This window comes from Brenneria sp. hezel4-2-4 (genome assembly GCF_013155275.1).
Classification (GTDB): domain Bacteria; phylum Pseudomonadota; class Gammaproteobacteria; order Enterobacterales; family Enterobacteriaceae; genus Brenneria.
Genome location: NZ_JABJXS010000004.1, coordinates 181,385 through 207,437, shown reverse-complemented (window position 1 = coordinate 207,437; position 26,053 = coordinate 181,385). Strand labels below are relative to the sequence as shown.

Annotated in this window: 26 protein-coding genes, 1 tRNA gene and 3 pseudogenes; 12 read left to right on the top strand and 18 right to left on the bottom strand. The window is 51.8% G+C overall.

Annotated elements, in window-relative coordinates; genetic code table 11:
* Positions 1-9 precede the first annotated feature (9 nt).
* The 9 genes from HOY33_RS10700 to exuR form a co-directional block, all read right to left on the bottom strand.
* On the bottom strand, positions 10-999 hold the full coding sequence (locus tag HOY33_RS10700) for a glutathione S-transferase family protein (RefSeq protein WP_172290205.1): 990 nt from the start codon (positions 997-999) through the stop codon (positions 10-12).
* Positions 1,000-1,110: 111 nt separating this feature from the next.
* Positions 1,111-1,506 (bottom strand): DoxX family protein, encoded by a 396-nt coding sequence (locus HOY33_RS10695; protein WP_172290204.1) that lies wholly within the window; start codon positions 1,504-1,506, stop codon positions 1,111-1,113.
* A 247-nt stretch (positions 1,507-1,753) separates the two neighbouring features.
* Positions 1,754-2,038, bottom strand: a complete 285-nt coding sequence (locus HOY33_RS10690) for a YqjK-like family protein (RefSeq protein WP_172290203.1) — start codon at positions 2,036-2,038, stop codon at positions 1,754-1,756.
* The gene (locus tag HOY33_RS10685) at positions 2,035-2,430 is read right to left on the bottom strand and encodes a phage holin family protein (protein ID WP_172290202.1); all 396 of its coding nucleotides are present in this window, start codon (positions 2,428-2,430) and stop codon (positions 2,035-2,037) included. Before HOY33_RS10685 ends, HOY33_RS10690 begins: the two co-directional genes overlap by 4 nt.
* Positions 2,431-2,439: 9 nt before the next feature.
* On the bottom strand, positions 2,440-2,745 hold the full coding sequence (locus tag HOY33_RS10680) for a YqjD family protein (RefSeq protein ID WP_172290201.1): 306 nt from the start codon (positions 2,743-2,745) through the stop codon (positions 2,440-2,442).
* Positions 2,746-2,941: 196 nt separating this feature from the next.
* Positions 2,942-3,319: a DUF1090 domain-containing protein gene (locus HOY33_RS10675; RefSeq protein ID WP_172290200.1), complete on the bottom strand. Its 378-nt coding sequence runs from the start codon at positions 3,317-3,319 to the stop codon at positions 2,942-2,944.
* Positions 3,320-3,323: 4 nt separating this feature from the next.
* A complete protein-coding gene (gene mzrA / locus HOY33_RS10670; RefSeq protein WP_172290199.1) occupies positions 3,324-3,704 on the bottom strand; it encodes an EnvZ/OmpR regulon moderator MzrA in 381 nt (126 codons plus the stop codon).
* Positions 3,705-3,706: 2 nt separating this feature from the next.
* Positions 3,707-4,381, bottom strand: a complete 675-nt coding sequence (locus HOY33_RS10665) for a DedA family protein (protein ID WP_172290198.1) — start codon at positions 4,379-4,381, stop codon at positions 3,707-3,709.
* Positions 4,382-4,861: 480 nt separating this feature from the next.
* Positions 4,862-5,638: a transcriptional regulator ExuR gene (gene exuR / locus HOY33_RS10660; protein ID WP_172290197.1), complete on the bottom strand. Its 777-nt coding sequence runs from the start codon at positions 5,636-5,638 to the stop codon at positions 4,862-4,864.
* A gap of 276 nt (positions 5,639-5,914) precedes the next feature.
* On the opposite strand from exuR, the gene uxaC reads away from it, so the two are divergent.
* The 4 genes from uxaC (at position 5,915) to HOY33_RS10640 (ending at position 11,032) form a co-directional block, all read left to right on the top strand.
* Complete coding sequence (uxaC, locus tag HOY33_RS10655) at positions 5,915-7,324, top strand: glucuronate isomerase (RefSeq protein ID WP_172290196.1); 1,410 nt, start codon at positions 5,915-5,917, stop codon at positions 7,322-7,324.
* A 118-nt stretch (positions 7,325-7,442) separates the two neighbouring features.
* Positions 7,443-8,894 carry a tagaturonate reductase gene (locus tag HOY33_RS10650; RefSeq protein WP_172290195.1) on the top strand — a complete coding sequence of 484 codons (1,452 nt, stop codon included), beginning with the start codon at positions 7,443-7,445 and terminating at the stop codon, positions 8,892-8,894.
* An 18-nt stretch (positions 8,895-8,912) separates the two neighbouring features.
* Positions 8,913-10,403 carry a UxaA family hydrolase gene (locus tag HOY33_RS10645; RefSeq protein WP_172290194.1) on the top strand — a complete coding sequence of 497 codons (1,491 nt, stop codon included), beginning with the start codon at positions 8,913-8,915 and terminating at the stop codon, positions 10,401-10,403.
* 95 nt (positions 10,404-10,498) lie between these two features.
* On the top strand, positions 10,499-11,032 hold the full coding sequence (locus HOY33_RS10640; RefSeq protein ID WP_172290193.1) for a YgjV family protein: 534 nt from the start codon (positions 10,499-10,501) through the stop codon (positions 11,030-11,032).
* A gap of 57 nt (positions 11,033-11,089) precedes the next feature.
* On the opposite strand, the gene sstT is transcribed toward HOY33_RS10640, so the two are convergent.
* The 3 genes from sstT to HOY33_RS10625 form a co-directional block, all read right to left on the bottom strand.
* Positions 11,090-12,337, bottom strand: coding sequence for a serine/threonine transporter SstT (sstT, locus tag HOY33_RS10635; protein WP_172290192.1), 1,248 nt, complete (start codon positions 12,335-12,337; stop codon positions 11,090-11,092).
* A gap of 245 nt (positions 12,338-12,582) precedes the next feature.
* Entirely contained in the window at positions 12,583-13,536 is a 954-nt protein-coding gene (locus HOY33_RS10630) for a TerC family protein (protein ID WP_172290191.1), read from the bottom strand.
* 306 nt (positions 13,537-13,842) lie between these two features.
* The gene (locus HOY33_RS10625; protein ID WP_172290190.1) at positions 13,843-14,841 is read right to left on the bottom strand and encodes a Gfo/Idh/MocA family protein; all 999 of its coding nucleotides are present in this window, start codon (positions 14,839-14,841) and stop codon (positions 13,843-13,845) included.
* A gap of 183 nt (positions 14,842-15,024) precedes the next feature.
* On the opposite strand from HOY33_RS10625, the gene rlmG reads away from it, so the two are divergent.
* Positions 15,025-16,164 (top strand): 23S rRNA (guanine(1835)-N(2))-methyltransferase RlmG, encoded by a 1,140-nt coding sequence (gene rlmG / locus HOY33_RS10620; protein ID WP_172290189.1) that lies wholly within the window; start codon positions 15,025-15,027, stop codon positions 16,162-16,164.
* 7 nt (positions 16,165-16,171) lie between these two features.
* Here rlmG and HOY33_RS10615 read toward each other — a convergent pair whose 3' ends face one another.
* Positions 16,172-18,175, bottom strand: a complete 2,004-nt coding sequence (locus HOY33_RS10615) for an NADPH-dependent 2,4-dienoyl-CoA reductase (protein ID WP_172290188.1) — start codon at positions 18,173-18,175, stop codon at positions 16,172-16,174.
* Positions 18,176-18,405: 230 nt separating this feature from the next.
* On the opposite strand from HOY33_RS10615, the gene HOY33_RS10610 reads away from it, so the two are divergent.
* From HOY33_RS10610 to HOY33_RS10600, 3 genes are all read left to right on the top strand, one after another.
* A complete protein-coding gene (locus HOY33_RS10610; RefSeq protein ID WP_172290187.1) occupies positions 18,406-18,702 on the top strand; it encodes a hypothetical protein in 297 nt (98 codons plus the stop codon).
* Between the two features lie 239 nt (positions 18,703-18,941).
* Positions 18,942-19,424, top strand: coding sequence for an ATP-independent periplasmic protein-refolding chaperone Spy (spy, locus tag HOY33_RS10605; RefSeq protein WP_172290186.1), 483 nt, complete (start codon positions 18,942-18,944; stop codon positions 19,422-19,424).
* A gap of 167 nt (positions 19,425-19,591) precedes the next feature.
* On the top strand, positions 19,592-19,951 hold the full coding sequence (locus HOY33_RS10600) for a DUF305 domain-containing protein (RefSeq protein WP_172290419.1): 360 nt from the start codon (positions 19,592-19,594) through the stop codon (positions 19,949-19,951).
* Positions 19,952-20,091: 140 nt separating this feature from the next.
* Here the strand turns inward: HOY33_RS10600 and HOY33_RS10595 are convergent, their stop codons facing one another.
* The 3 genes and pseudogenes from HOY33_RS10595 to HOY33_RS10585 form a co-directional block, all read right to left on the bottom strand.
* Complete coding sequence (locus HOY33_RS10595; protein ID WP_233356412.1) at positions 20,092-20,322, bottom strand: helix-turn-helix domain-containing protein; 231 nt, start codon at positions 20,320-20,322, stop codon at positions 20,092-20,094.
* Positions 20,323-20,993: 671 nt separating this feature from the next.
* Positions 20,994-21,875: an MspA family porin gene (locus HOY33_RS10590; protein WP_172290185.1), complete on the bottom strand. Its 882-nt coding sequence runs from the start codon at positions 21,873-21,875 to the stop codon at positions 20,994-20,996.
* A gap of 133 nt (positions 21,876-22,008) precedes the next feature.
* Positions 22,009-22,230: pseudogene (locus HOY33_RS10585) on the bottom strand (IS1 family transposase); the annotation flags it as partial.
* Between HOY33_RS10585 and HOY33_RS10580 the strand changes: the two are divergent.
* The 3 genes and pseudogenes from HOY33_RS10580 to HOY33_RS10570 all read left to right on the top strand — a co-directional run.
* Positions 22,230-22,337: pseudogene (locus HOY33_RS10580) on the top strand (type IV toxin-antitoxin system YeeU family antitoxin); the annotation flags it as partial. The pseudogenes HOY33_RS10585 and HOY33_RS10580 sit on opposite strands and share 1 nt — an antisense overlap.
* 36 nt (positions 22,338-22,373) lie before the next feature.
* The gene (locus HOY33_RS10575) at positions 22,374-22,718 is read left to right on the top strand and encodes a TA system toxin CbtA family protein (RefSeq protein ID WP_172290183.1); all 345 of its coding nucleotides are present in this window, start codon (positions 22,374-22,376) and stop codon (positions 22,716-22,718) included.
* Positions 22,712-23,263 (top strand): annotated as a pseudogene (locus HOY33_RS10570) (DUF4942 domain-containing protein); the annotation flags it as partial. The gene HOY33_RS10575 and the pseudogene HOY33_RS10570, both read left to right, overlap by 7 nt.
* A gap of 101 nt (positions 23,264-23,364) precedes the next feature.
* On the opposite strand, the gene HOY33_RS10565 reads toward HOY33_RS10570, so the two are convergent.
* A tRNA-Ile gene (locus HOY33_RS10565) sits at positions 23,365-23,440 on the bottom strand.
* A gap of 142 nt (positions 23,441-23,582) precedes the next feature.
* On the opposite strand from HOY33_RS10565, the gene mug reads away from it, so the two are divergent.
* A complete protein-coding gene (mug, locus tag HOY33_RS10560; protein WP_172290182.1) occupies positions 23,583-24,086 on the top strand; it encodes a G/U mismatch-specific DNA glycosylase in 504 nt (167 codons plus the stop codon).
* Between the two features lie 78 nt (positions 24,087-24,164).
* On the opposite strand, the gene rpoD is transcribed toward mug, so the two are convergent.
* Positions 24,165-26,003, bottom strand: coding sequence for an RNA polymerase sigma factor RpoD (gene rpoD / locus HOY33_RS10555; protein WP_172290181.1), 1,839 nt, complete (start codon positions 26,001-26,003; stop codon positions 24,165-24,167).
* Positions 26,004-26,053 lie beyond the last annotated feature (50 nt).

Here is a 26,053-nt window from a genome sequence, read left to right as displayed (position 1 = left end):
TGATCAGCCTTAGCGGGTGAATTGCGCGTCTCGTCCGTGCGGGCTATTCAGATCCTGCTCCGGCCCCAGCGATATTATCCCGTGTGGATTGATGGTGCCGTGACTCCGGTAATAGTGGTGACGGATGTGCGCCATATTCACCGTCTCCGCGATACCGGGCATCTGATAGATATCGCGTAAGAAACCGAACAGATTCGGGTAATCGCTCAGGCGGTATTTATCGCACTTGAAATGGGTGTGGTAGACCGGATCAAAGCGTATCAGCGTTGTCCACAGCCGCAGGTCTGCTTCCGTCAGCTGCGAACCCGTCAGGTAACGTTGCCGTTCAAGGCGGGATTCCAGCCGGGACAGGGCGGCGAAAACCTCGCTCGCCGCTTCATCATACGCAGACTGGCTGGTGGCAAAACCGGCTTTATAGACGCCGTTGTTCACTTTGTCATAGATCCAGCCGTTCAGTTCATCAATCTGCGAGCGTAGCGCGGCCGGGTAATAATCACCTTCCCTGGCGCCAACTCGATCGAACGCGCTGTTGAACATGCGGATGATATCGGCGGACTCGTTGCTGACGATAGTGTGTTGCTGCGTATCCCACAGCACCGGCACTGTAACCCGGCCGCTGTAATCCGGTCGGGCATGGAGATAGAGCTGATAAAGAAATTCGTGCTGATAAAGGGAATCGCCTGTCGCATCAGGGAAATTCGTATCGAATGTCCAGCCGTGATCCAGCATTAACGGATGAACGACAGAAATAGGAATATGTGTTTCCAGCCCTTTTAGCTGGCGCATTAACAGGGTGCGGTGCGCCCAGGGGCAGGCAAGCGAAACATACAAATGGTAGCGTCCCGACTGTGCCGGAAACCCGCCGTCGCCAGTAATCCCCGGTTTTCCGTCTGCGGTAATCCAGTTCCGGAATGCGGATTCTGAACGCTTGAAATGGCCGCCGGTAGATTTGGTTTCATACCAGGTATCATGCCATACGCCATCAACCAGTTGTCCCATAAATCCTCCCGTTAATGAAACCATGCGGAACGACGACAAGCGCTGTATGGCGGTACTTGTCGTCGTTCTTTTTAATTACTCAGTGTAGTACAGACAAGAAGATTCTCTGCTTTACCACTTTTTATTCAGCAGGCGGTCGATGCTGAATGCGCCCGGACCGGTGACGGCCAGTAAAATGAAGCCACCGGCGATAGTCAGGTTTTTCAGGAACATGACTTGGTTTACGCCTTCAGCAAAATTGGTGTGGAAAAGGAGCGCAGTCAGCAGCGTAAAGCCGGCGATAAATATCGCAACCGTGCGGGTCAACAGGCCGAACAGGATTGCCAGACCGCCGCCCAGTTCCAACAGAATGGTCAGCGGCAGCAGAAAGGTCGGAACGCCCATGGCCTGCATATATTGTTGCGTACCGGCATAGGCGTCACCCAGTTTTCCATAACCTGCGACGATAAATAGCAGTGGCATTAAAATACGCGCAGCCAACAGAACGGTACTTTCTAAATTTTTCATCATATCTCCAATCAATTTTTTATAAAACTTACTTACCCGTTGTGTTTTGGTGACCGGCTCGATATGGGATATCGCTCTTGTCATCAACTTATGGCCAGATAGTATAGTGACCCCGCATGGCACGCCAGCGAGTATAATTGTTTGTTTATTTCAGAAAAATTGATGTTCTATCCAAATCGTGCGTATGCGATGCCGGTGGCATGTGTCGTCTGGCAACCGCAATACGTATTGTAGGAGGAGGGGAAAGCTAGCGCAGAGAAAAGGTTTTGCGGAAAAGCCTGACGGTTCCCCAAAGCCCAATTGCGCGACGCCCCCAGCGAATCATGCGGCTTGGGTGGCGTATGCCATAAAGGGCGATGAAGCCGGAGCCAATAACCCAGTATTTGCGCCATTGCATCAGGTTTTGCCAGTAACGGTCACAGGTGGCGGTTGATTCCAGCCACTGTTTTTTACCCGCGGATAAATCCAGCCTTTGCTGCTGGATTTTACGTAAAAGCTGCATTTTTTCTTTGTCGCGCGGCTGATGACTCATGTTGATTCATCCTCCAGCAGTTTCCGATCGGTCGCCAGCTCTTTGCGGGTTGCCTTGAGCAGGGTAGATCGCCGTACTTTCAGCAGCGTCCAAATCCCGCCAATGACCGCCAGGCCAAGCAAAGTTGCGGTAAGACAGCCCAGCGCAAACAGACGATGCTGCGGCTCGACTCCCCAGATGATCAAGGCAATCAGACTCATCAGACCAAATGCGGCGAAAAGCAGCGTCAACCCGGCCATAATCAGTAACTGAATCAGGTTGGCTTTCTCTTCTTCCAGCTCAATGACCGCCAGACGCAGGCGCGTTTCCACCATACCGACAATAATGGTGATGATGCGCTGAGCCGACGCTATAGCCCCGCTGGCGGGGCCTTGTCGTTGTTTATCAGTCATAATTGAAACTTAACGACGGGAAAGCAGAACACCGAGCACAACGCCAACGGCGGCGCCGATACCAACGCCGGTCCACGGATTCTCACGGACATAATCGTCTGCACATCCCACCGCTTCCCGTGTCTGGGAGGCGATACGTTCACCCGTATCACTCAGGCGAGAGCGGGTTTCTTTTAACGCTGACTCTGCTTTGCTGCGCAGTTTATCCAATTCGGCTTTGGATTTATCACCGGAATTGCTTAATACTTCTTCCAATGTATCTGCCAGTGATTTTAATTCGGCGCGTAAAAATTCAGCATTTTGATCTTTAGCCATATTAATAACCCTTATTGTTGCCATGAACCTGGAGTTTTAACTATAGCCTAAGTTTCAATTTATGCCCGTTAAACTGCGTGCGGATAATTCTGATAACTTATTGTAAATTTTAATAATTTACATATTGGTTATAAATTGAACGATGAATTGCCGGGGAAAGAAAATAATTTGCATCGGCGGGCGTTGTTCGAGATGTTTATTTTCTTTCCAGCGCTTGCAGTTCCTGTTGTTTTTCGGCCAGTTTCTTCTCATGTTTAAGGATTTTTTGCGTATCGCCGCGTTGCTGGCTTTCATTCAGTTCACGTTGGCGTTCAGCGACTTCCGCGCGTTTTTCCGCGATTTTTTGCTGACGCTCAGCGGCCAGTCCGGCATCGGTGCAATTTGCTTTAACCTCTGCCAGTGCGCGTTGCAATCCCTGGACACGATGTTGATTGCCGTGTTGACGGGCATGATCGATCTGGCTTTGAATATCCTGCTCTTTTTGTAAACAACCGCCCTGCATATTCCCGGTCTGAGCCAGTGAACTGCCAGAGAACGCCAATAAGATAGCGCCGATTAAATGATGTATTTTCAAATTCTTATCCTAAATTAGATTGTTTTTGCGTCAGCTTTTGCTGCCAGAATGATGCCGGTTTAGTCGTTTGTTGCGCCGTGATGTTTACTTTAGGCAATGAGACACGCAACACTTCTCTGGCTTCAATACTCTGCTCTGGTGAAACCAGACGCACGATAAGGCTGTCCTGCGCGGGCGTGATACTTTTTATCGCAATGCCATGCTCATTTAATTGCTGATAAATATAGAAGCCGTCAGGCAGCGCCGCACCGTGATGGAGCGGCTTGATATGCAACATGGCCTCATCCGGAGAACGATGCGGCGTCAGCGTCAGCGCCAGGATGGGCAGCGTCACCAGCAACAGTATGCGCCATATTTTTTTCGGGTAGTACCGGCGGAGTGGCACCGTTAATTTCCTTTCTCTGCGTTAGTGGTACGCTTTTTACGCCAAAGTACGAATAATGATCCGAACAGGCCGAGAAACAGCAGCGCCAGCGGCAACATCATCAGGAAAAACATCAGTTCGTCTTCATATTTCAAAAACACCGGAGTTTTTCCCAACGCGAAACCGAGTGAAACCAGAATCAGCACCCATAACAGCGCACTCATCCAATTAAAGAACTGGAAGCGGGCATTGTCCAGGCCCGACAGGCCGGCGATCGTGGGCAACAGAGTACGAACAAAAGCCAGAAAGCGCCCGATTAACAGCGCTGAAAGACCGTGACGATGGAAAAGCTGATGTGCGCGCTGGTGGTAGTGTGCGGGCAGATGCGACAGCCAGCTTTGTACTATTCGCGTATTGCCCAGCCATTTTCCCTGGATGTAACTGACCCAACATCCCAGACTGGCGGCGGTTGTCAGCAAAACGATGGTAAAGGGGAAATTCATGGTGCCTTTGGCAACCAGAACGCCAACCAGAATGAGTAGGCTATCGCCCGGCAAAAATGCGGCGGGCAGTAAACCATTTTCCAAAAAGAGGATCAAAAACAGCAATATGTAGATGGTCCAAACCAGTTTTGGGTCGGCCAAAACGTCGAAATCCTGATGCCAGAGTGCATTTAACAGTTCTTTAATTATATCCATCCGGTATTCCTAATACTGCTGCATTTCATTTAACCCGTGGCGCTATAAACGCTTCTGGTCATGATAGGGGTGAATACGGTTCACCAGGCGGCACATTCCAATTTTTTTCTTTATAGTTTATCAGAAGGTGATGTCTGTTTTGCGCCAGACTGATGATAACGCTGATTCCTGGGGTTGACTCATGTTTTCTGAGTGCGCAATCTGAATCTCCGGCAGAGAAACATCTTGAGTTAGGAATTGTCTGCCACTGACGCGTTTTACGCTTGAAACTGTGAATTAAGCGCCAAAAAACACGTTAACTGTAACAAAATAGGCGTTCCTGAAACAGAAAAATATCACAGCAACCGGGTTGATTTAAGGCATGTTATGGGGGAAACGTTGATCTTTCTGCCATATTTTACACTCACTGACAGAAATCGACGCTTTTTGACTTTTTGCCCTCGCTTCAGAGACCGAGGGCAACGGCGGTATGACGTGAAATCAGTGCTTATTGCTATGGCTCTGATCCAGATGGACGACCGGGTTTTCCGCAAACATATAGCGATCCACATTAAATTCAAAATCGTCGGTGGTGGCGCGAAACAGCATTTGTTTAGTGTTTTCCAGATGTTGCCACATGGCGAGTTTGGCGGCATGAGGATCTTTACGCATCAGCGCCTTGAGTATCTGGTCGTGCTCTTCGCACCAGCTTTCGATCGACTTGTCATCAATGTGTTCATGCAGTTTCCGCCAGTAGGGGTTGTGTATGCGCTGGCTCCACATTTTCTCGACGATGGTCGCCATCGCTGAGTTTTGGGTGGCCAGGGCGACCTGCACATGGAATTTCAGATCCCATTGTGAATCGCGGAAGCGATCTTCCTGCCGGGCATGTTCCTGAATCTCCATTAGTTGTACGATATCCTGGCGGGTAACCTGCGTCGCCGCAAATTCGGCGATATTGCTTTCAATCAACTGACGGGCCTGAAGGAGTTCAAACGGGCCGGCGGTGACGAATTCGGCATGCTCGCCAGGGGGCAACCGGTGTTTCTGCTGGTTGGAAATGACATGAATACCCGAGCCTTTACGGACTTCCACATAGCCTTCCACTTCCAGCATAATGATGGCTTCACGCACCACGGTGCGGCTGACGTTCATTTCTTCTGCGATATAGCGCTCCGCAGGCAACTTTTCGCCTACGCGGTAAACACCGCTCTCAATACGCTGCTTTAATTCTGCGGCTAGCTGCCGGTATAGACGTCGGGGTTCTGTGAATTCCATGATGCCTGCTCTTGGATAGATAACGATCCGTGTGCCACGTCAAAGCCTGAAGCACTATCTTGTTAATTGCCGGATGATGATTTGTTATACCACTTAATGCCATCAGCAGCCAATGCGGCGATCACAATTATTAGGTAATCCCGGTATCTGGCGGCTGTTTATCAGATTTTGCGATCGTGAGCGCACTAATGATCGCGGATATCCAACATAATTGGTGTGACATCTTTAAGCGAGCAGCCAATTTGGCGCACAAATGGCACGGTGAGGAAGAAAAACATGCCCCAGTTTCTCAGTGAGGACTTTCTGCTAGATAGCGCATTTTCCCGGCGGTTGTATTATGAATATGCCGCCGATCAGCCAATATTTGATTACCATTGCCATTTGCCGCCGGAGCAGATAGCCGAAAATTATCGGTTTGAAAACCTGTATGACATCTGGTTAAAAGGCGATCACTACAAGTGGCGCGCGATGCGAACTAACGGTGTGCCTGAGCGTCTTTGTACCGGGGACGCCGGGGATTGGGAAAAATTTGCCGCCTGGGCGGCAACCGTTCCTCATACTATCGGTAATCCGCTGTATCACTGGACGCATCTTGAACTGCGTCGTCCGTTTGGCATCACCGATACGCTGTTGTCCCCTGCAACCGCAAAAGCGATCTGGGATCGTGGTAATGCGCTGTTGGAGCGTGATGAATTCACCGCCCGTGGCATCATGCGGCAGATGAATGTGAAAATGGTGGGCACCACTGACGATCCGGTCGACGATCTGCGTCACCACAAAACCATCGCCCAGGACGACGGCTTCCCGATCAAAGTATTGCCGAGCTGGCGTCCGGACAAGGCGTTCAATATTGAACTGGAGACCTTTAGCGATTACATGGCGAAACTGGGCGCGGTGTCCGACATCGATATCCGTCGTTTCAGCGATCTGCAAGCGGCGCTAAGCAAACGTCTGGATCATTTCGCCGCTCACGGTTGTAAAGTCTCCGATCACGCGCTGGATGTCGTGCTGTTCGCTGAAGCGGATGAGACAACGCTGGATGACATTCTGGCTCGCCGGCTGTCCGGGGAAACCTTGAGCGAACACCAAGTGGCGCAGTTCAAAACCGCCGTGCTGGTATGGCTGGGAGCGGAATATGCGCGTCGCGGCTGGGTGCAGCAATATCATATTGGCGCGCTGCGCAACAACAACCGGCGCCAGTTCAAACTACTGGGGCCGGATGTCGGTTTTGATTCCATCAACGATCGTCCTTTGGCGCAGGCGCTTTCCTGCCTGCTCAGCAAACAGAATGAAGAAAATCTGCTGCCGAAAACCATCCTGTACTGCCTGAACCCGCGTGATAACGAAGTGATCGGCACGATGGCGGGCAACTTCCAGGGAGAAGGCATGCCGGGCAAAATGCAGTTTGGTTCAGGCTGGTGGTTCAATGATCAGAAAGACGGCATGCAGCGCCAAATGACCCAGCTTGCGCAGCTTGGCCTATTAAGCCGCTTTATCGGCATGCTGACGGACAGCCGCAGCTTCCTATCTTACACCCGCCATGAATATTTCCGCCGCATTCTGTGCCAGATGATCGGGCGTTGGGTCGAGGAGGGCGAGGCGCCCGCCGACCTTCCTTTGCTGGGCGAAATGGTGAAAAACATCTGTTTTGATAACGCCAAAAACTACTTTGCCATTGAGCTTTAACATCGTGGGCGAGGCCCGTATGGCGCCTCGCCGGTTATTGTCCGTTTTAGGCAAGGATGACGCTGGTTTGAGATCATTCATGCCCTGAATGCGATCGCTGCCCTGAGGTAATCTGCAAATGCAAACGTTGAATCGTGATAATTTTCCCGGTCGTCAGCATCCGGATCGGGTCATTCAATTTGGTGAAGGTAATTTCCTGCGCGCCTTTATCGATTGGCAGTTGGATTTGTTGAATGAACATACCGATCTGGATGCCGGTATCGTGGTGATTCGTCCGATAGACAGCGGCTTCCCGCCCGCGCTGGATACGCAGGACGGTTTGTACACTACGTTTATCCGTGGTTTGAATGAACAAGGCGAAGCCGTGCGGGAAGCTCGTCTGATCCGCTCGGTAAACCGTGAAATAAACGTGTACCGCCAGTTTGACGACTATCTGGCGCTGGCGCGGGATGCGAATATTCGTTTTGTTTTTTCCAATACCACGGAAGCCGGCATCAGTTACCAGGCCGACGATCGGCTGACCGATACGCCGCCCGCCAGCTTTCCGGCCAAACTCACCCGGCTGCTGTATGAACGTTTTTGTCATTTTGAGGGGGCGGCTGATACCGGCTGGGTACTGCTGCCCTGCGAACTGATTGACTACAACGGCGAGGCATTGAAAACGCTGGTGTTGCGCTATGCACAACAGTGGAGGCTGTCGCCGGCATTTGTTGGCTGGCTAAATGAACACAATACTTTTTGTTCCACGCTGGTGGACAGAATCGTCACCGGTTATCCGCACGCTGAGGTTGACGAATTACAACAAGAATTAGGCTATCAGGATAGGTTCCTCGACACCGCTGAATACTTCTATCTGTTTGTTATTCAGGGGCCGCAGTGGCTGGCGGAAGCATTACGTCTGAACAAGCTGGCGCTGAATGTACGCATCGTTGACGACATCAAACCGTACAAAGAACGCAAAGTGGCGATTCTGAATGGCGCGCATACGGCGCTGGTGCCGGTGGCGTTTCTGGCGGGCCTGAATACCGTTGGGGAAGCGATGGATGATGCCCGGATCGGCAAATTTGTGGAAAAAACCATCGCGGAAGAGATCGTACCGGTGCTCGATTTGCCTCTCGACGAATTGACGTCATTTGCTCAGGCGGTATTAAGCCGGTTCCGCAATCCCTTTATCCAGCACCAACTGCTGTCTATTGCCTTGAACGGCATGACTAAATTCCGTACCCGCATTTTGCCGCAGCTGCTGGCCTACCATGAATGCCACGGCGAGCTGCCCGCGCGTCTGACATTCGCGCTGGCGGCGTTGATCGCATTCTACCGCGGCGAGCGCGACGGTGAAAACTACCCGTTGCAGGATGATGCGCACTGGCTGGAGCGCTATTCCACGCTTTGGCGCGGCGTGAAAGACGACAGCGTCAGCCTGGCTGAGTTGGTGAATGCCGTATTAAGCGATGCTGAGCACTGGGAACAGGATTTAACGCAGGTTCCGGGGCTGGCGGCGCAGGTCACGCGGCAGTTGCAAACCATCGTTGAGCGCGGCATGCGAGCGGCGGTGGACGGTTATTGCTAACGGCAAAAAGGGTTATCCATGCAAAGTATTATAAAAATTCATCCGCTGGACAATGTGGCCGTCGCGCTGCGTGATTTGCAACCGGGGGAAACGGCGTCGGTGGATAATCATTCGGCGACGCTTCTGCAACCTGTCGCGCGCGGGCATAAGTTTGCGTTGCAAGCCATCGCTGCGGGAGAAATGATCACCAAGTACGGCCTGCCGATCGGTCATGCTCTGGCGGCTATTGCGCCTGGCGAATATATTCATTCCCAGAACGCGAAGACCAACCTGAGCGATGTGGATGAGTATCAGTACCAGCCTGAATTTATCGATCTGCCGCCGCAAATGGCCGATCGCGAGGTGCGGATTTATCGTCGTAAAAACGGCGATGTCGGTATCCGTAACGAATTATGGATCCTGCCGACGGTGGGCTGCGTCAATGGTATCGCCCGCCAGATCCAGCAACGTTTTCTGAAAGAAACCCAGGATGCGGCAGGCATTGACGGCGTTTATCTGTTCAGCCACCCATTCGGCTGTTCTCAGTTGGGGCAGGATCATGAGAATACGCGCACCATGCTGCAAAATATGGTGCGTCATCCGAATGCCGGCGCGGTGCTGGTGATCGGCCTGGGGTGTGAGAATAATCAGGTCGATGTCTTTCGCACCACGCTGGGCGAATACGATGCTGAGCGAGTCGCGTTTATGATCTGCCAGCAGCAGGACGATGAGGTGGAAGCCGGGCTGGAGCAGCTACATGCGCTTTATCAGGTGATGCGTCATGATAAGCGTGAGCCGGGCAAGCTCAGCGAACTGAAATTGGGTCTGGAATGCGGCGGGTCTGACGGCTTGTCGGGTATTACCGCCAACCCGCTATTGGGGCGTTTCTCCGATTATCTGATCGCCAATGGCGGCACCACGGTGCTGACCGAAGTCCCGGAAATGTTCGGCGCCGAGCGGATCCTGATGAGTCGTTGTCGTGATCAAAGCACGTTTGAAAAAACGGTGCGCATGGTTAATGACTTCAAACAGTATTTCATCGCCCACGATCAGCCGATTTATGAAAATCCCTCGCCTGGCAACAAGGCGGGCGGCATCACCACGCTGGAAGAAAAGTCGCTCGGCTGCACGCAAAAAGCCGGACAAAGCAAGGTAGTTGATGTATTGAGATATGGTGAGCGCTTACATACCCCGGGGCTTAACCTGCTCAGCGCGCCGGGCAATGATGCGGTAGCCACCAGCGCGTTGGCGGGGGCCGGTTGTCATATGGTGCTGTTCAGCACCGGACGCGGCACCCCTTACGGCGGGTTTGTGCCAACCGTGAAGCTGGCGACCAACAGTGAACTGGCGCAGAAAAAGCCGCACTGGATCGATTTTGATGCCGGCCGTCTGATCCACGGCATGCCGATGGATGAACTGCTGGCGCAGTTTATTGATCTTATCGTCGAGATAGCCGATGGCAAACCGGCTAAAAATGAAGTCAATGACTTCCGCGAGTTGGCGATATTTAAAAGCGGCGTGACGTTGTAAAACGAAAATATTCCATTTAAAATAAAACGGCATTTCATTTGGTTGGACGCCGTTTTGCTTTTTCTTCCGCCGCAAATTTTGCCGAGGCCGGGATCATGACACATTATTGGTTTGCCCAGTCGGTGGGCGTGCTGGCCTTTCTGGTCGGCATTACCATGTTCTTTAACCGTGACGAAAATAAATTCAAAATACAGCTTTCGGTATACAGCGCCGTCATCGGGTTACACTTTTTTCTAATGGGGGCGAATGCGGCGGGAGTCAGCGCCGTACTCAACTCGACGCGTACTCTGATTTCGCTGAAGACGCATAATATTGCCGTGATGTTTGTGTTTATTGTCCTGACGCTGGCGTTTGGCCTCTCCAACCTGAAACATGCTATCGAGCTATTGCCGATACTGGGAACCGTCGCCAGCACCTGGGCGCTGTTCCGTACTTCCGGTTTAACCATGCGCTGTATCATGTGGTGCTCCACGGCCTGTTGGGTTATACACAATATCTGGCTGGGTTCGATCGGCGGTTCGCTGATTGAGGGCAGTTTTCTGCTGATGAATGGTTTTAATATCATTCGCTTCCGAAGGATGCAGAAACGCGGCATCGATCCGTTTAAGGTAGAGAGGAAAGCCGGATAAAAAAAGTCCCTGCCTGGGCAGGGACGACCGAATAAAGCAGATAGGGCGCCGTAAGGTTTACAGCATATTCAGACGTTCCTGTTCCGCCAGTTTCGCATCCTCAGCCTGACAAACCGCCGCGATAAAGATCACGTCCGTCGAGGAGTTTACCGCTGTTTCCGCGGAATCCTGCAACACGCCGATGATAAAACCAACGGCCACGACCTGCATGGCGATATCGTTTGAGATACCGAACATGCTGCAAGCCAGCGGGATCAACAGCAGCGAACCACCGGCGACGCCGGATGCGCCGCATGCGCAGAGCGATGCCACTATGCTGAGCAATAGCGCGGTGGGCAGATCGACGGGGATGCCCAGGGTGTGGACGGCCGCCAGCGTCAGCACGGTGATGGTAATGGCCGCGCCCGCCATGTTAATGGTGGCTCCCAGCGGAATGGCGACGGAATAGGTGTCTTCATCCAGATTCAGCTTGCGGCACAGCTCCATGTTCACCGGAATATTGGCGGCGGAGCTACGGGTGAAAAAGGCGGTGACGCCGCTTTCACGCAGGCAACGGAGGACTAATGGATAAGGATTGCTGCGGGTTTTCCAGTAAACGATCAGCGGATTGACACCCAGCGCCACCAGCAGCATCCCGCCGATCAACACCATAAGCAGGTGAGCATAACCCCACAGCGCGCCAAAGCCGGTTTCGGCCAGCGTGGCGGCAACCAGACCGAAAATCCCCAGCGGGGCGAAACGGATGACCACGCGGACGATAAAGGTTACCGCATTGGACGCGTCGGTAATCAGGGCTTTCGTGCTCTGCGAACCGTGGCGGAACGCTATCCCCAAGCCGACGGCCCACACCAGAATACCGATGTAGTTCGCATTCAGCAGCGCATGGATCGGGTTGGCGATGATACTCATCAACAGCCCCTCCAGCACTTCCACAATCCCCGAAGGCGGCGTGATGTCTTCCGCCTGTGCGCTGAGCGCCAGAGTGGAAGGGAACAGCATACTTAGCACCACGGCAATCAGCGCGGCCGAGAATGTCCCGATCAGATAAAGCACCAGCACCGGCCGGATATTGGTTTTCTGCCCCTGCTGATGGTTGGCGATGGACGCCATAACCAGCACCAGCACCAGGAGCGGCGCAACGGCTTTCAGGGCGCCGACGAACAACGTGCCTAATAAACCCGCGGCAAGAGCGGCCGGCGTTGAAACCGATGCCAGAATAATCCCGGCGACCAGCCCCAGCAGTATCTGCTGAACCAGGCTACCGCGAGTAATGTACTGTAAAAAACGTGACTGTTGATTTTCCATAGTATTGACGGCGTGGCCGTTTCCGTTGAGTGATTGTGTTTTACGGCTGTGAAACCTCTGATGTCCGTGACGCCGGATTTCTTTCTATTCCGTAACTAAATGTGTTTGCGCGTATCAGTATATGAAAAAATGATAATAGGAGAAGAGGCAGTGACGGATTTTCTGCTGTGGGTCGGATTTTCTTAATAGCGGGTAGCGCCGTACAGAAGGATTTCCGTACGGCGGGAGCGAGAGAAGCGGGGCGGTTATTGCGCTATACGGCGGTTGACCCAAACGTTGACCAGCATGGTAATGACCAGAATACCGGCAACGACGCCCAACGAAATGGCGATAGGAATATGGAACACGTCGATCAGCAGCATTTTGATACCGATGAAAATCAGGATGACGGCCAGCCCGTATTTCAGCAGGGAGAAGCGTTCCGCCACGCCCGCCAACAGGAAGTACATGGCGCGCAGACCCAGAATGGCGAACAGGTTGGAGGTTAATACGATAAAGGGATCGGTGGTCACGGCGAAGATGGCCGGAATACTGTCAACGGCAAAAATCACGTCGCTGATCTCAACCAGTATCAGCACCAGAAACAGCGGCGTGGCGAACAGAATACCGTTGCGACGAATAAAAAACTTATCGTTCTCAATATTGTCCGTCATGCGCAGATGCCCGCGCAGCCAGCGTACCATCGGTTTGTCGCCGATGGCGTTGTCATCTTCTTTCGCCAGCGCCATTTTGATGCCGGTAAATAGCAAAAACGCGCCGAATACGTACAACAACCATTGGAACTGCGTCACCAGCCAGCTACCGCCGAACACCATCAGGGTTCTCAACACGATAGCGCCCAGTACGCCATAAATCAGCACCCGGCGCTGATATTGCGGCGGAACGGAGAAATAGCTGAAAAGCATCAGCCAGACAAACACGTTATCGACGGCCAGGGCTTTTTCAATCAGATAGCCGGTGAGGAAGGCCAGCGACTGCGTATTGGCGGCTTCACGCCCCAGCGTACCGTCCAGATACCACCAGAACCCGGCGTTGAACAGCAGGGAGAGCGTCACCCAGACAATCGACCACGCGGCCGCTTGTTTGAATGTCATTACCGTCGATCCTTTGCGTCCCTGATAGAGCAGGTCGATGGCCAGCATAACGATAACAATGACAGCAAAGCTGCCCCATAACCACGGCGTACCAATGGTATGCATAGCAATATCCTTAAATGAAAACAAAAACGGCCAACATCGGAAGACGCTGGCCGCTCATCATCAAAGCCGCAAATGCACCTCGCCTTCCGGCAAGGTCTCACTTACAACATTAATGCAGTAATCTGATTAAGGTTGCCCGGTAACCGGATGCGCTACGCACCGTAATGACGATTAACCGGCGGAAAAGTTACTCCCCTTTGCTTCACAGAAGATAGGTGAAAACTTGATCTGGGTCAAATAAATATTGACCCGGCTATCTCATGCCCTTAACCAACAACGTGACCACCACGATAACAGTGATCTGGTTTAGTCCGCTTTGTCCGATGTCGCAACATCCGCGGGAAAGATAACCCCGGTTTGGCGACGAATTTCCGTTAACAGGCCCGCCACCGCGCGTGATCGCGCCAGTTCGGCATGATCGATATCATTATTCGCCACCCGCGTCGCAAAGGCTTCCGCCTCATACAGCATACTGTTGATATGCTGCGGCTGGCTGAGATCCAGCGGTTTCCCATCACGTGGAATAAACGTTACCCGCTGGCATTGGGACAGCTTTTCAATCACCAGAGAACCTTCTTCTCCCTGAATTTCACTGGCAATAACCGAGTTGCTGACTTTGGAGTGAATGATGACGACGTCGAAATCGCCGTAATGCATCACGATGCTGCCATGTGCGTCAACGCCGCTCTCCAGCAATGTCGCGCTGGCCTGTACCGTCGCCGGCATACCCCATTGCGCCACCGCAAAGGCCAGGCAATAGTAGCCAATGTCCATGACAGAACCGTTCGAAAATGCCGGGTTGAACGTATTCGGATTTTCGCCGGCCAGATACTTCGGATAACGTGAAGAATACTGACAGTAGTTCAACAGCACTTTACGCAATTTGCCGACTTTGGGCAGCGCCTGCCGTACCACGCTGAAATTCGGCAGGCTGGCGGTCTTAAAAGCCTCGAACAGCACCACCTGATGCGCGTTGGCGCAGGCGATCATCTGTTCGACTTCATACAGGTTGGAAGCCAATGGCTTCTCACAGATGACATGTTTGCCATGGCTCAGAAAGAGCAGCGACTGTTCACAGTGCAGCGAATTAGGGCTGGCGATATAAACGGCGTCAATCAGATCGGATTCGGCCATGGCTTCCAGAGAACTGAACAGCGTATCAACCAGATAGTCCGCCTGATATTGCTGCGCTTTCTCCGGGGTTCGCGCATAGATTGCAGTCAACTTCATTTTACCGGTTTCGTGCGCGGCATCGACAAACTGACGGGAGATCCAACTTGTTCCTACAATAGCAAAGCGAATCATAAAGGCACGGTATCCTGCTGACATCGATGATGGAGGTTCAGATTATCATGGCGAAATAACGAGACAACATTACTGTTAAAGTACAGGTAAAGACGTCATTTGCCTGTCTGCCTGAGAAAAGCATTTACTGCCGGGCCATTTTAAGGGATAAACAGCGCAAATTTTGTGATTCAGGAGGGACGAATGAGCCAACTCGAACTGGAAACACGTAATCTGACGCTGGCGCGTTATCCTCAGGTAGCGGATAACGCGGCGCTCCAGGCGTGGGAGGCGGCGGATGAGTTCCTGCTGCGTGAGCTTGCCGTGATGGAAATCGCGCCCGGGCCGTGTCTGATTTTTAACGATGCATTCGGGGCGTTAGCCTGCGGATTGCAGACGCGGTCGCCGGTCAGCGTCAGCGACTCTTACATGAGCCAGTTGGCCACGCGGCATAATCTTGAACTGAACGGTTTTGCTGCGGACGCGGTGGAGCTGCTGGATAGTCTTGCCGACTTGCCTGCCGCGCCGGCTCTGGTGGTGATAAAAATCCCTAAAACCACGGCGTTGCTGGAACACCAACTGCGGATGCTGCGCAATGTGGTTACGCCGCAAACCCGCATTATCGCCGGCGCCAAAGCCCGTGATATCCATACCTCAACATTGCAACTGTTCGAGCGTATCCTGGGGCCGACAAAAACCTCATTGGCCTGGAAGAAAGCGCGCCTGATCCATTGTGAGGTCGCGGATATAAAAGTAAGTGAGCAGCCACTAACCAATCAGTGGGCGCTTGAAGAGTACGGCTATCGCATCCATAACTACGCGAACGTTTTTTCGCGTGGCGGACTGGACATCGGCGCCCGTTTCTTTATGCAACATTTACCCCGGCAGTTGGACGGTAAGATTATTGATTTAGGCTGCGGCAATGGCGTCATTGGGCTGGCCGCGTTATCCGCCAATCCGACTGCGCCGGTCAGTTTCTTTGATGAATCCTATATGGCGATCGCTTCCAGCCGGATGAATGTTGAGATTAACCGCCCGCAGGATCGGGATCGCTGTGGTTTTGCGGTTAATCATGGCCTGTCCGGCGTGGGGCGTGACAGCCTACAGGCCGTGTTGTGTAATCCGCCGTTCCATCAGCAACAGGCCGTTACCGATAATATCGCCTGGCAAATGTTCCTCGATTCCCGCCGCTGCCTGCAAGTCGGCGGCGAGTTACGTATTGTGGGTAATCGCCATCTGGATTATTTCCACAAGCTGAAACGTCTGTTCGGCAACGCTGAAGTCATCGCCAGCAACGCCAAGTTCGTGGTGCTGCGGGCGGTGAAAACAGCCGCGGCAAAGTAAAATCCGTTCAGATGCTTAATGCCAGCCGGGTGGCTTGCGCTATTGCCCGGCGGGCGTCCAGTTCCTGAGCGACATCCGCGCCGCCAATCAGATGAACGCGGTAACCCGCGGCCAGCAGAGGGGAGTAAAGCTCGCGGCAGGGTTCCTGACCGGCGCAGATAATGACGTTATCCACGGGCAGGCAGCGCATTTGCTTTTGGTGCGCAATGTGCAATCCATCGTCGTCAATACGCTGGTAGCTAACGCCATCCAGCATGGTCACGCCATGGCGGAGTAAATTGGCCCGATGGATCCAGCCGGTGGTTCTACCTAATCCTTCGCCCGGTTTGCCGGTTTTACGCTGTAATAAGGTGATCTCACGGCGATGCTGGGTCGTCGCGGGTTTATTTCGCAGCAGGCCGCCTCGTTGCCGTAACTGGCGATCGATTCCCCATTGTTCATAGAAGTCGGCATCCGCTGGCTGGCTGAGGTAGTGAGCGGTATCAAAACCGATACCGCCGGCGCCGACGATCGCCACGCGCCGCCCGACCGGCTTTTTGTCGCGTAACACATCCAGGTAACTTAACACCCGGGGGTGTTCAATGCCTTCAATCGCCGGAATGCGCGGCACAATACCGCAGGCAAGGATCACTTCATCAAAACCAGCCAGATCTTCAACGGCGGCGCGCTTACCCAGCTTTACTGTCACGCCCTGTAACGCCAATTGCCGACGGTAATAGCGCAACGTTTGGTTAAATTCATCCTTACCGGGGATTTGCCGCGCCAGATTGAACTGGCCGCCGATTTGCGCGGCGGATTCAAACAGCGTGACTTGATGGCCGCGTCCGGCGGCATTGACGGCGAACGCCATACCGGCAGAGCCTGCGCCCACGACGGCAAGACGTTTCGGCGCGGGCGCGGGGGTGATTGGCATAACGGTTTCGTGACAGGCGCGCGGATTTACCAGACAGGAGCTGACTTTGCCGGCGAAGATCTGATCCAGACAGGCCTGATTGCAACCGATGCAGGTATTGATTTCATCGGCCCGTCCGTCGGCGGCCTTGTTCACCAGTTCCGCATCAGCCAGAAACGGGCGCGCCATCGAAATCATATCGGCGCAGCCTTCGGCCAGCAGTTGCTCTGCCACCTCAGGATCGTTGATTCGATTAGTGGCAATCAACGGAATGCTGACTTTCCCCATTAATCGCCTGGTTACCCAGCCAAAGGCGCCGCGCGGAACCAGGGTGGCGATGGTGGGGATGCGGGCCTCATGCCAGCCAATTCCGCTATTAATCAAAGTGGCGCCGGCTTCCTCGATGGCCTGCGCCAATTGTTCGATTTCTTGCCAGCTCGATCCGTCTTCCACCAGATCGAGCATCGACAATCGATAAATGATGATGAACCTGCATCCGGTTATTTGGCGCACGGCGCGGACGATCTCAACGGCGAAACGACTGCGGCGTTGAAAATCGCCGCCCCATTCGTCGTCCCGGTGATTGGTATGCGCGACAAGGAACTGGTTAATCAGATAGCCTTCCGAGCCCATAATTTCTACGCCATCGTAACCGGCCTGCTGCGCCAGCGCGGCGCAATGCGCAAAATCTTGGATCGTGCGTTGTATCTCTTGCCGGCGCATTGCCCGCGGGACAAACGGGCTGATGGGAGCCTGTAGCGCGGAAGGCGCCAGCGGTTCCGGTTGGTAGCTGTAGCGGCCGGCGTGGAGAATTTGCAGGGCGATTTTGCTTCCCGCCGCATGAACCGCCTGCGTCACCGCCTGATGGTGGGCAAGCTGTGATTCATCGTGCAGCGTAGCCCCGCCTTTTACCACCGCGCCTTTGGCGTTAGGCGCGATACCGCCGGTGACAATCAGGCCTACGCCGCCTTGTGCGCGTTCGCGGTAGAAAGCGGTCAACCTGGCTGTGCCATCGGGGTGTTCTTCCAGACCGGTATGCATTGACCCCATGACGATCCGGTTCTTTAGCGTAGTGAATCCCAGATCGAGTGGAGAAAACAGATTGGGGTAGATCGTCATGGTTATCTCCGACAAACGGGATGGGGAAAGAGCTTAACTGGTCTGATGAGTTAACGTCATAAATTTAGCTGCATTTGGATGAGTTGTGAAATTTATGTTTATTTATTGTGATTAATATCATTATCACCAGCAGGGAAAAACGCGCGAATGGATAATGAACGGTCAGATTGTTTGTTGTTAAGGCGCTGTGTCATTATAATTCGCAGGATCATCAGGCGAAGGAATCTCTAATGTGGGTTGAAGAGTTGGCGACACGGCTGGATGGCGCGTTTCAGGAATTGGAGCGCAGCGTTCAGCAGCAACAGCAGATTTGGCGCAGCGATTATCAGCAGCTACAACAGCAGCTGGCGCAGGCCAAACAGCGCGAAGCGCAACTTTGCGAGCAGATTGAGCAGCTTGTCGCCCGGTTGAACGCGATGGATAGCTCACCGGCGCGCAATCCGCTGCTGCAAAAAATCCAAATCATCAGCGCGCATATCGACGCGTTGGCGAAAGACGCGTCAGATTTTGTCCGCTCGCTACCCTGATCGGCTATCGGACATGACGGGTTATATGTGAAACAATCCGCGACTTCACGCAACGCTTAACGCAATTCTATCGATTCCTTACACATTTCACTCGTATTATTCATATTTGCCGCAAATGTGCCTTTATTACTTGCACACATTTACCGTTGCTCTAATTAACTGAAACAGTCAGGCCTATACTCTTTCTCGACAGCACGACAATGGTCGTCAATGCATTAAACCTGAGAGAAGGATAAATTATGCGTAAATTAACAGCACTTCTGGTTGCTTCTTCTTTGGCGCTGGGAACGGCAGGCATCGCTCATGCTACCGATGCGCCAAAAGGTCACCCCGAAGTAAGAATGGCAAAAGACGGGAAAGGGCCACGCGGCGACATGCACCATGAGATGATGTTTAAAGGGCTGAACCTGACCGAAGCTCAAAAACAGCAGGTGAAAGAGATTATGAAGGCATCTCATGACAATATGCGTAAGTCCATGCAGGATGAACGCCGTGAAATGCATAGTCTGATTGCCACCGACACGTTTGATGCGGCAAAGGTCCAGGCGCAGTTGGATAAAGCTGATGCCGCCCGCAAGGCGCAAGCGCTGAACAGGCTGGAAACCCAGAATAAGATTTATAACATTCTGACGCCTGAGCAGAAGAAACAGTACAACGATAATTTTGAAAAACGTCTGACTCAACCGCCAAAACCTGACGCTAAACCCGCGCCGGCTGAGTAAGCAAACGTACTCCCCTTAAGACCGTCGGATTTATCCATCGCTGATTTTCATCACCGCGGTGGATAGGTCCGGCGGTTTTCCTTATTTGACGCTTTCTTCTTGACCTTCCCCTTAGGGGAAGGCCTATCTTTTAGACAGGTATTCCAATTGGTCTGAGAGAGGTGATGATGAAAAGCATGAATTTACTGATTATCGGTAGCCTGGTGGCGCCCTTGTACGCATTCGCGGCCGACGGCGCGCATAGCGGCCATCATGCCGAGAATGCAACCGAGTCACAGCAGGCCTATATGCAGGGTATGGATCGGATGCATAGCCAGATGCAGGAAGGGATACAGTCCAGCGATCCTGACGTTGCGTTCGCCAAGGGGATGATCGCTCATCATCAGGGAGCGATTGATATGGCCAAAACGGAGTTGCAATACGGCAAAGATCCCGAGCTTCGCAAACTGGCGGAAGAGATTATCAGCGCTCAGCAGCCGGAAATCGATCAGATGCAGGCATGGCTTAACAAGCATGGGAAGAAGTGATTGCGAGCGGTTAATCAATATTGGTTGAAGCATTAGTGATTGAGCGGCTAAGCCATTAAAAAAACGCCCCACAGTGAGACGGGGCGATAAGTCATACCAAGCGAATCTGCAACTTCTTACCGACAGCGGCAGCGTATTTTTTAGGGGCGCGTAGCATGTACATTTGTAGCCGACGCTAAACCGCTTTCCAATCGGGTTATCGCCGTAGCTTTGGTTCCCTTACGCTTTGCGACTTGTGCCTGAGTCAATCCTGCGTTTTTACGTGCTTGCAGCAATTCATCCAGCAGGGAAAACTCAGCCTCAAGATTGTCATATTCGGCTTTGATCTCAGGGGCTGCCAGCATCCTTTTGATCATTTCGTCGTGAGTCATGACGTTCTTTTTACCAGTTATTCTTTACCTCCTTCATTCTGGCTTCGGCTTTTTAGCGATCGCGGGCGGGCGTTTTCTGTGTCTTCTTCACGAAGCTGTGCAGCATCATGATGCGGCTGGCTGCTGAGCGACTTACTCTTCTGGAACAATGCTCGATAATACTAGATGGTTTTTCATCTGGTTACCAGATTAATACCCTGGATCAGCAAAAAATGATCGTGCAGATTAATTATATTTTTTGCCTTAATTCAAGTTCATTGCTATTTCGCTATTAATAGCAGAATAGCTATATGAGCATGACCAGTTAACTTAAAACAGGAGGTCAGATGTTGGGGGAAAATATATTCCCTTCAGGGAAACTATTATCTTCATTGCCAGGGGTCGTGAAAGAGGTCAGAGATTTGACTCTAGCGCCAGAACCAATGATTGATAGGGCAGGATCGTCTACCGGGGTGGGGTCAGTCCACTTCAGTATAATTATTCTGAGGTTCATCAGGTGCGGAACTCATCGTGGTGCGATTCAGACGCCGGATAGATTTAAGTAAGCCAATGATATCGTCGAAAATCAGTGTTGCAAAAACGGGAGTGACCATAGATTCGATATCCAAACTGACCCCTGTAAACGCTAGTCAGGGACAACCAAAAGGGCGACAAATGCCGCCCCTTTTTAGTTAATTTTTTACATCTTCATCGCTTACACCAAGCATATCAAGATCAACAACTCTAACTATCTGCTTCGTGCGTTTATCTCTCAGAATAATTTGTGAGTGAGAATAAAAGCCTATATTGATGGTCTCAGTTGATACAACCGAATTACTTATATTAGTCTCGCTCATCATCCTGGATAAAACGCCCCGCCAGAAATGATGGCCGTTATGAGGCGGGTTGTAGTTTGCCGCTGCATGCCCTTGAAGGGATGCGATATATTCAACTTGAATTCGCATCGTTCCACGGGTAGCAACTAATTCCGCAGTTACTGCTTGCCCCGGCCCTAACGGTATCGTCACGCCAGATTGCATACCTAATGTTACAGACGTTGAGCGGGAGCCTCCAACCCCCCATTCTTGTGTATAAGAAATAGAGCTATTCCCGGTAACGCCAGTCCCTAAGAAGTTAATTCCATATTCAACAGAATGCCCAACCGTTAATGCACCACCTGTACTCCAGGTTGAGGTCACTGTATTCTCTACAGTTTGAGAGATACTGGCGTCAAAGGTTCCAGCAACTGAACTATTGTTAATAAAATCTTGTGTTAACACGATTTCCGGGCGTGATGTCTGGCTTAGAACTCGGATATTTCTGGGACGCAGTGTTCGTTGTACTTGTTGCCAATTAAATCTATCATATAAATCGCCCCACGGCGTGGGGCTTCGCAAGAAAGCATCGTTAGGCCAGCGCCCAAGAGTTATTTCAAATGCACGTTTTAATTGGTTGTCATTCAATTGAAATGTATTACGTTCCGTATCACTAATGATGTTTCTAACAACACCTACAGCACTGGTAGAAATTGAACTTTGTTCTCCAGATGTTGTTACATTAATCCTTATCGACATATATTCTTTTGCTCCATGAGTGTTTTAGTTTAAATGCTGAATTAATAATAATAGACAAGTTTTCAATTTCACGCCCCCTCATTTCTTTACCAAAAATTACTGTTCTATAATAATTCATGGATGATGCATCTAATTAGTAGAACATATACTTTTCGATGAAGGAGCCGATGACTTTTTCGTGGACCTCGATGGAGCGTGAGAAGCAAATCGTTTTGCGTGCCAGACGTTTGATTCGGGTACGGAGTGTCAGATTATTACGCTCAATCCGTTGCGTAAAAATCTTTCCTTTCAGGTGCTTCTCCTTCGGCACTTCTCTGGCATAACTTCCCCAGTCGTCGCTGGTTATCATAGTAACATCAGGTGACCATCCATCTTGCTGAATTCACCTGCATAGCAGATACCTGTGCCAGTTGCGGTTACGTTTATATCGCTATTTATCCTCAAGCTTCAGCAACCCAGTAACGGCCTCACTCTTCTTCTTTTATCAGGACTTAACCCATGCGCATTTCATCAGTACCGGCCACGGTGCCGGTTTCGTCACGCCTGTCGCCTGTGCAAGGCTTAACGTATCTGCTGGAGTACCATTACGGTCTCACGCTCAACGACACGCCCTTCCATAACGACGCAGCCATTCAGGAACATATTGAAGCGGGAATAACACTTGCCGATGCAGTGAATTTCCTGGTGGAACGTTATGAACTGGTACGCACTGATCGTAAGGGTTTCAGTTGGCAGGAGCAGACGCCATTCCTGATTTTTATCTCCGCACTTTCCACTCTTTTTATTCATCGCATAATGCGTCTTGCCACTCCCGGCAGGTGTGTTTGCTTTTATGGATGTTGAAATCCGGCATGATGGCCTTGATGGATGCTGAGGCCCGTGACCAGTGGCATAAGAACCTGGAGGAGGGAGACCTCCCTGCAATCAGCTTGGCGAATATACTCACTACGTTTGAGCAGCTACATCTGAACAAAATGGATGTCTTTGAGCGTGGCATCATCAACATATTCAAAGGGCTGTCGTGGGATTACAAAACCAATAGCCCATGCAGCTTCGGCAAAAAGATCATCGTCAACAATCTGGTGACGCATAACCGCTGGGGCTTTAGCTTAAACTGGGGCTGGCGGCGGGATCAACTGGCGGACCTGGAAAGAATGCTGTTTCTGCTTGATGGCAAACCGATTCCCGACAACCGTGGCGATGTTACTATCCGATTGATGGATCATATTCGGGACAACCCTTCGAAGGATGTTTACGAAGATGAGTTTTTTAGCATTCGTTACTTTCAGAAGGGAACTGCGCACATCACTTTTAAACGGGGCGACCTGACAGAAAAGATGAATGATATCGTAGTGAAGCACTATCCGGGGATGCTGGCAGCGAGATGAAGAGGGCAGGGAGGCAATTCCTTACCTGATCCATTACCTGACCCAATTCATATAAAACGAAAAAGGAGTCAGACGATTTCTCATCTAACTCCTTGAAATGCTGGTGGCCCCTGTTGGGTTTGAACCAACGACCAATCGATTATGAGTCGACTGCTCTAACCACTGAGCTAAGGGGCCGGACGGGCGACGATTATACGGTAATGTGCAGGGGAAGGTCTATAGTTGGTCGGCTGGATGGCTGTTTTCTATGCAAGATAGCTTGTTGTTATTATTGTCAGATTTTGCGATAACAGCGGAAAACATAGCGTAAAGAGGCAGTATGATCGCGGATATTCTGGCAACAAATCTTCAGGTTGTTTTCTGTGGCATCAATCCGGGATTATCGACGGCCCATCATGGCTACCATTTTGCCAATCCCAGTAACCGCTTCTGGAAGGTGATTTATCAGGCCGGGTTTACCGAACGTTTGCTCATGCCACAGGAGGAGGAGCATTTGTTGGATACCGGATGCGGGATCACCATGCTGGTGGAGCGGCCGACGACAGAAGCGACCGAACTGGCGCGCAATGAACTCTTGCAGGGCGGTGAAGCCATTGTTGAAAAGATGAGGCGTTATCAGCCGCAGGCTCTTGCGGTGCTGGGAAAGCAGGCGTTCAGTCAGGCGTTTGGTGTTAATAAGGTCGCATGGGGACGTCAGGCGTTGACGATTGGCGAAACTCAGGTGTGGGTACTGCCCAATCCCAGCGGGCTGAACCGCGCTACGCTGGCGTCGCTGGTCGCGTCTTATCAGGCGTTGTATCAGGCATTACACGCCAGCCGATAAGCGCTGGGCAAAAGGCTGCGACAAAAAATAACCCCGGGAGACCGGGGTTATTTTCAGAGACGACAATCTGGATATCGGTTAATCATCCAGGAAGCTGCGCAGCACTTCTGAACGGCTTGGGTGGCGCAGTTTACGCAACGCTTTCGCTTCGATCTGACGAATACGTTCACGGGTGACATCAAACTGCTTGCCGACTTCTTCCAGCGTATGGTCGGTATTCATGTCGATACCGAAACGCATACGCAGCACTTTCGCTTCACGCGCGGTCAGACCGGCCAATACGTCGTGCGTTGCCGAACGCAGGCTTTCCGATGTGGCGGAATCCAGCGGCAGCTCCAGCGTGGTGTCTTCGATAAAGTCACCCAGATGCGAATCTTCGTCATCACCAATCGGGGTTTCCATCGAAATCGGCTCTTTGGCGATCTTCAGCACTTTACGGATCTTGTCTTCCGGCATCAGCATACGTTCAGCCAGCTCTTCCGGCGTCGGCTCACGTCCCATTTCCTGTAGCATCTGGCGCGATATACGGTTGAGTTTGTTGATGGTCTCAATCATATGTACCGGAATACGGATAGTGCGCGCCTGATCGGCGATCGAGCGGGTAATAGCCTGACGGATCCACCAGGTCGCATAGGTTGAGAACTTATAACCACGGCGATATTCAAACTTGTCCACCGCTTTCATCAGGCCGATGTTGCCTTCCTGAATCAGGTCGAGGAACTGCAAGCCGCGGTTGGTATATTTCTTGGCGATGGAAATAACCAGACGTAAGTTTGCTTCAACCATCTCTTTTTTGGCGCGGCGGGCTTTCGCCTCGCCGATCGACATACGACGGTTGATGTCTTTAACCTGCTCAATGGTTAAACCGGTCTCTTCTTCGATCTGATGCAACTTCTGTAAGCTGCGTTTGACGTCATCTTCTACGTCATGCAGTTTTTCAGACCACGGTTTAGCCATCGCAATGGCTGCGCTAAACCAGGAGTCATTGGTCTCGTTGCCGGCGAACAGGGTGACGAAGTTTTTCTTCGGCATTTTGCACTGTTCGATGCACAGTTTCATGATCAGACGTTCCTGAGTACGAACGCGGTCCATCATGGAGCGCATGCTGCTGACCAGGAAATCAAACTGTTTGGGCACCAGGCGGAATTGCTTAAAGACTTCAGACAGATTCAGAATTTCTTGTGCCGATTTTGCATGACTGCGACCGTGGGTCTTGATGACCTGACGCGTCGTTTCATATTGCTCACGCAATTCAGTAAATTTCTGACGGGCCAGTTCCGGATCGATGCTGTTATCGTCATCGCTGTCGTCATCTTCTTCTTCCTCGTCATCGTCGTCATCCATCTCCTCGCTGGAAAGCTCAGAGCCAACGTGCGTCGCGGTTGGCGCAATGTCTTCTTCCGCGTTGGGATCGACAAATCCGGTGATCAGATCGGATAAGCGGCTTTCGCCGGCTTCAACACGATCGTACTGTTCCAGCAGATAGGTAATCGCTTCCGGGTACTCTGCGACAGAACATTGAACCTGATTGATACCGTCTTCAATACGTTTGGCGATATCGATCTCGCCTTCACGCGTCAGCAATTCGACGGTACCCATTTCACGCATGTACATACGAACCGGATCGGTGGTACGACCGATTTCCGATTCAACGCTGGATAACACTTGAGCAGCAGCCTCTGCCGCATCTTCGTCTGCGTCATTGGTATTTTCTGCCAGCAACAGATCATCCGCATCCGGCGCTTCTTCCATCACCTGGATGCCCATGTCATTAATCATCTGGATGATGTCTTCGATCTGGTCGGAGTCGATGATATCTTCCGGCAGATGGTCATTGACCTCAGCATAGGTCAGGTAGCCTTGCTCCTTACCACGGGTGACAAGTAGCTTTAGCTGTGACTGCGGGTTTTGCTCCATAAGACGGTATCCACACTTCAGAGTATTTGGGTTGGTGTCGGTCGGCGTAA

Bases quoted from the DNA above. Each gene is read 5' to 3' on its own strand.
- HOY33_RS10700 (WP_172290205.1), bottom strand. From the start codon at position 999: ATGGGACAACTGGTTGATGGCGTATGGCATGATACCTGGTATGAAACC.
- HOY33_RS10695 (WP_172290204.1), bottom strand. From the start codon at position 1,506: ATGAAAAATTTAGAAAGTACCGTTCTGTTGGCTGCGCGTATTTTAATG.
- HOY33_RS10690 (WP_172290203.1), bottom strand. From the start codon at position 2,038: ATGAGTCATCAGCCGCGCGACAAAGAAAAAATGCAGCTTTTACGTAAA.
- HOY33_RS10685 (WP_172290202.1), bottom strand. From the start codon at position 2,430: ATGACTGATAAACAACGACAAGGCCCCGCCAGCGGGGCTATAGCGTCG.
- HOY33_RS10680 (WP_172290201.1), bottom strand. From the start codon at position 2,745: ATGGCTAAAGATCAAAATGCTGAATTTTTACGCGCCGAATTAAAATCA.
- HOY33_RS10665 (WP_172290198.1), bottom strand. From the start codon at position 4,381: ATGGATATAATTAAAGAACTGTTAAATGCACTCTGGCATCAGGATTTC.
- exuR (WP_172290197.1), bottom strand. From the start codon at position 5,638: ATGGAATTCACAGAACCCCGACGTCTATACCGGCAGCTAGCCGCAGAA.
- uxaC (WP_172290196.1), top strand. From the start codon at position 5,915: ATGCCCCAGTTTCTCAGTGAGGACTTTCTGCTAGATAGCGCATTTTCC.
- HOY33_RS10650 (WP_172290195.1), top strand. From the start codon at position 7,443: ATGCAAACGTTGAATCGTGATAATTTTCCCGGTCGTCAGCATCCGGAT.
- HOY33_RS10645 (WP_172290194.1), top strand. From the start codon at position 8,913: ATGCAAAGTATTATAAAAATTCATCCGCTGGACAATGTGGCCGTCGCG.
- HOY33_RS10640 (WP_172290193.1), top strand. From the start codon at position 10,499: ATGACACATTATTGGTTTGCCCAGTCGGTGGGCGTGCTGGCCTTTCTG.
- sstT (WP_172290192.1), bottom strand. From the start codon at position 12,337: ATGGAAAATCAACAGTCACGTTTTTTACAGTACATTACTCGCGGTAGC.
- HOY33_RS10630 (WP_172290191.1), bottom strand. From the start codon at position 13,536: ATGCATACCATTGGTACGCCGTGGTTATGGGGCAGCTTTGCTGTCATT.
- HOY33_RS10625 (WP_172290190.1), bottom strand. From the start codon at position 14,841: ATGATTCGCTTTGCTATTGTAGGAACAAGTTGGATCTCCCGTCAGTTT.
- rlmG (WP_172290189.1), top strand. From the start codon at position 15,025: ATGAGCCAACTCGAACTGGAAACACGTAATCTGACGCTGGCGCGTTAT.
- HOY33_RS10615 (WP_172290188.1), bottom strand. From the start codon at position 18,175: ATGACGATCTACCCCAATCTGTTTTCTCCACTCGATCTGGGATTCACT.
- HOY33_RS10610 (WP_172290187.1), top strand. From the start codon at position 18,406: ATGTGGGTTGAAGAGTTGGCGACACGGCTGGATGGCGCGTTTCAGGAA.
- spy (WP_172290186.1), top strand. From the start codon at position 18,942: ATGCGTAAATTAACAGCACTTCTGGTTGCTTCTTCTTTGGCGCTGGGA.
- HOY33_RS10600 (WP_172290419.1), top strand. From the start codon at position 19,592: ATGAAAAGCATGAATTTACTGATTATCGGTAGCCTGGTGGCGCCCTTG.
- HOY33_RS10595 (WP_233356412.1), bottom strand. From the start codon at position 20,322: ATGACTCACGACGAAATGATCAAAAGGATGCTGGCAGCCCCTGAGATC.
- HOY33_RS10590 (WP_172290185.1), bottom strand. From the start codon at position 21,875: ATGTCGATAAGGATTAATGTAACAACATCTGGAGAACAAAGTTCAATT.
- HOY33_RS10575 (WP_172290183.1), top strand. From the start codon at position 22,374: ATGCGCATTTCATCAGTACCGGCCACGGTGCCGGTTTCGTCACGCCTG.
- mug (WP_172290182.1), top strand. From the start codon at position 23,583: ATGATCGCGGATATTCTGGCAACAAATCTTCAGGTTGTTTTCTGTGGC.
- rpoD (WP_172290181.1), bottom strand. From the start codon at position 26,003: ATGGAGCAAAACCCGCAGTCACAGCTAAAGCTACTTGTCACCCGTGGT.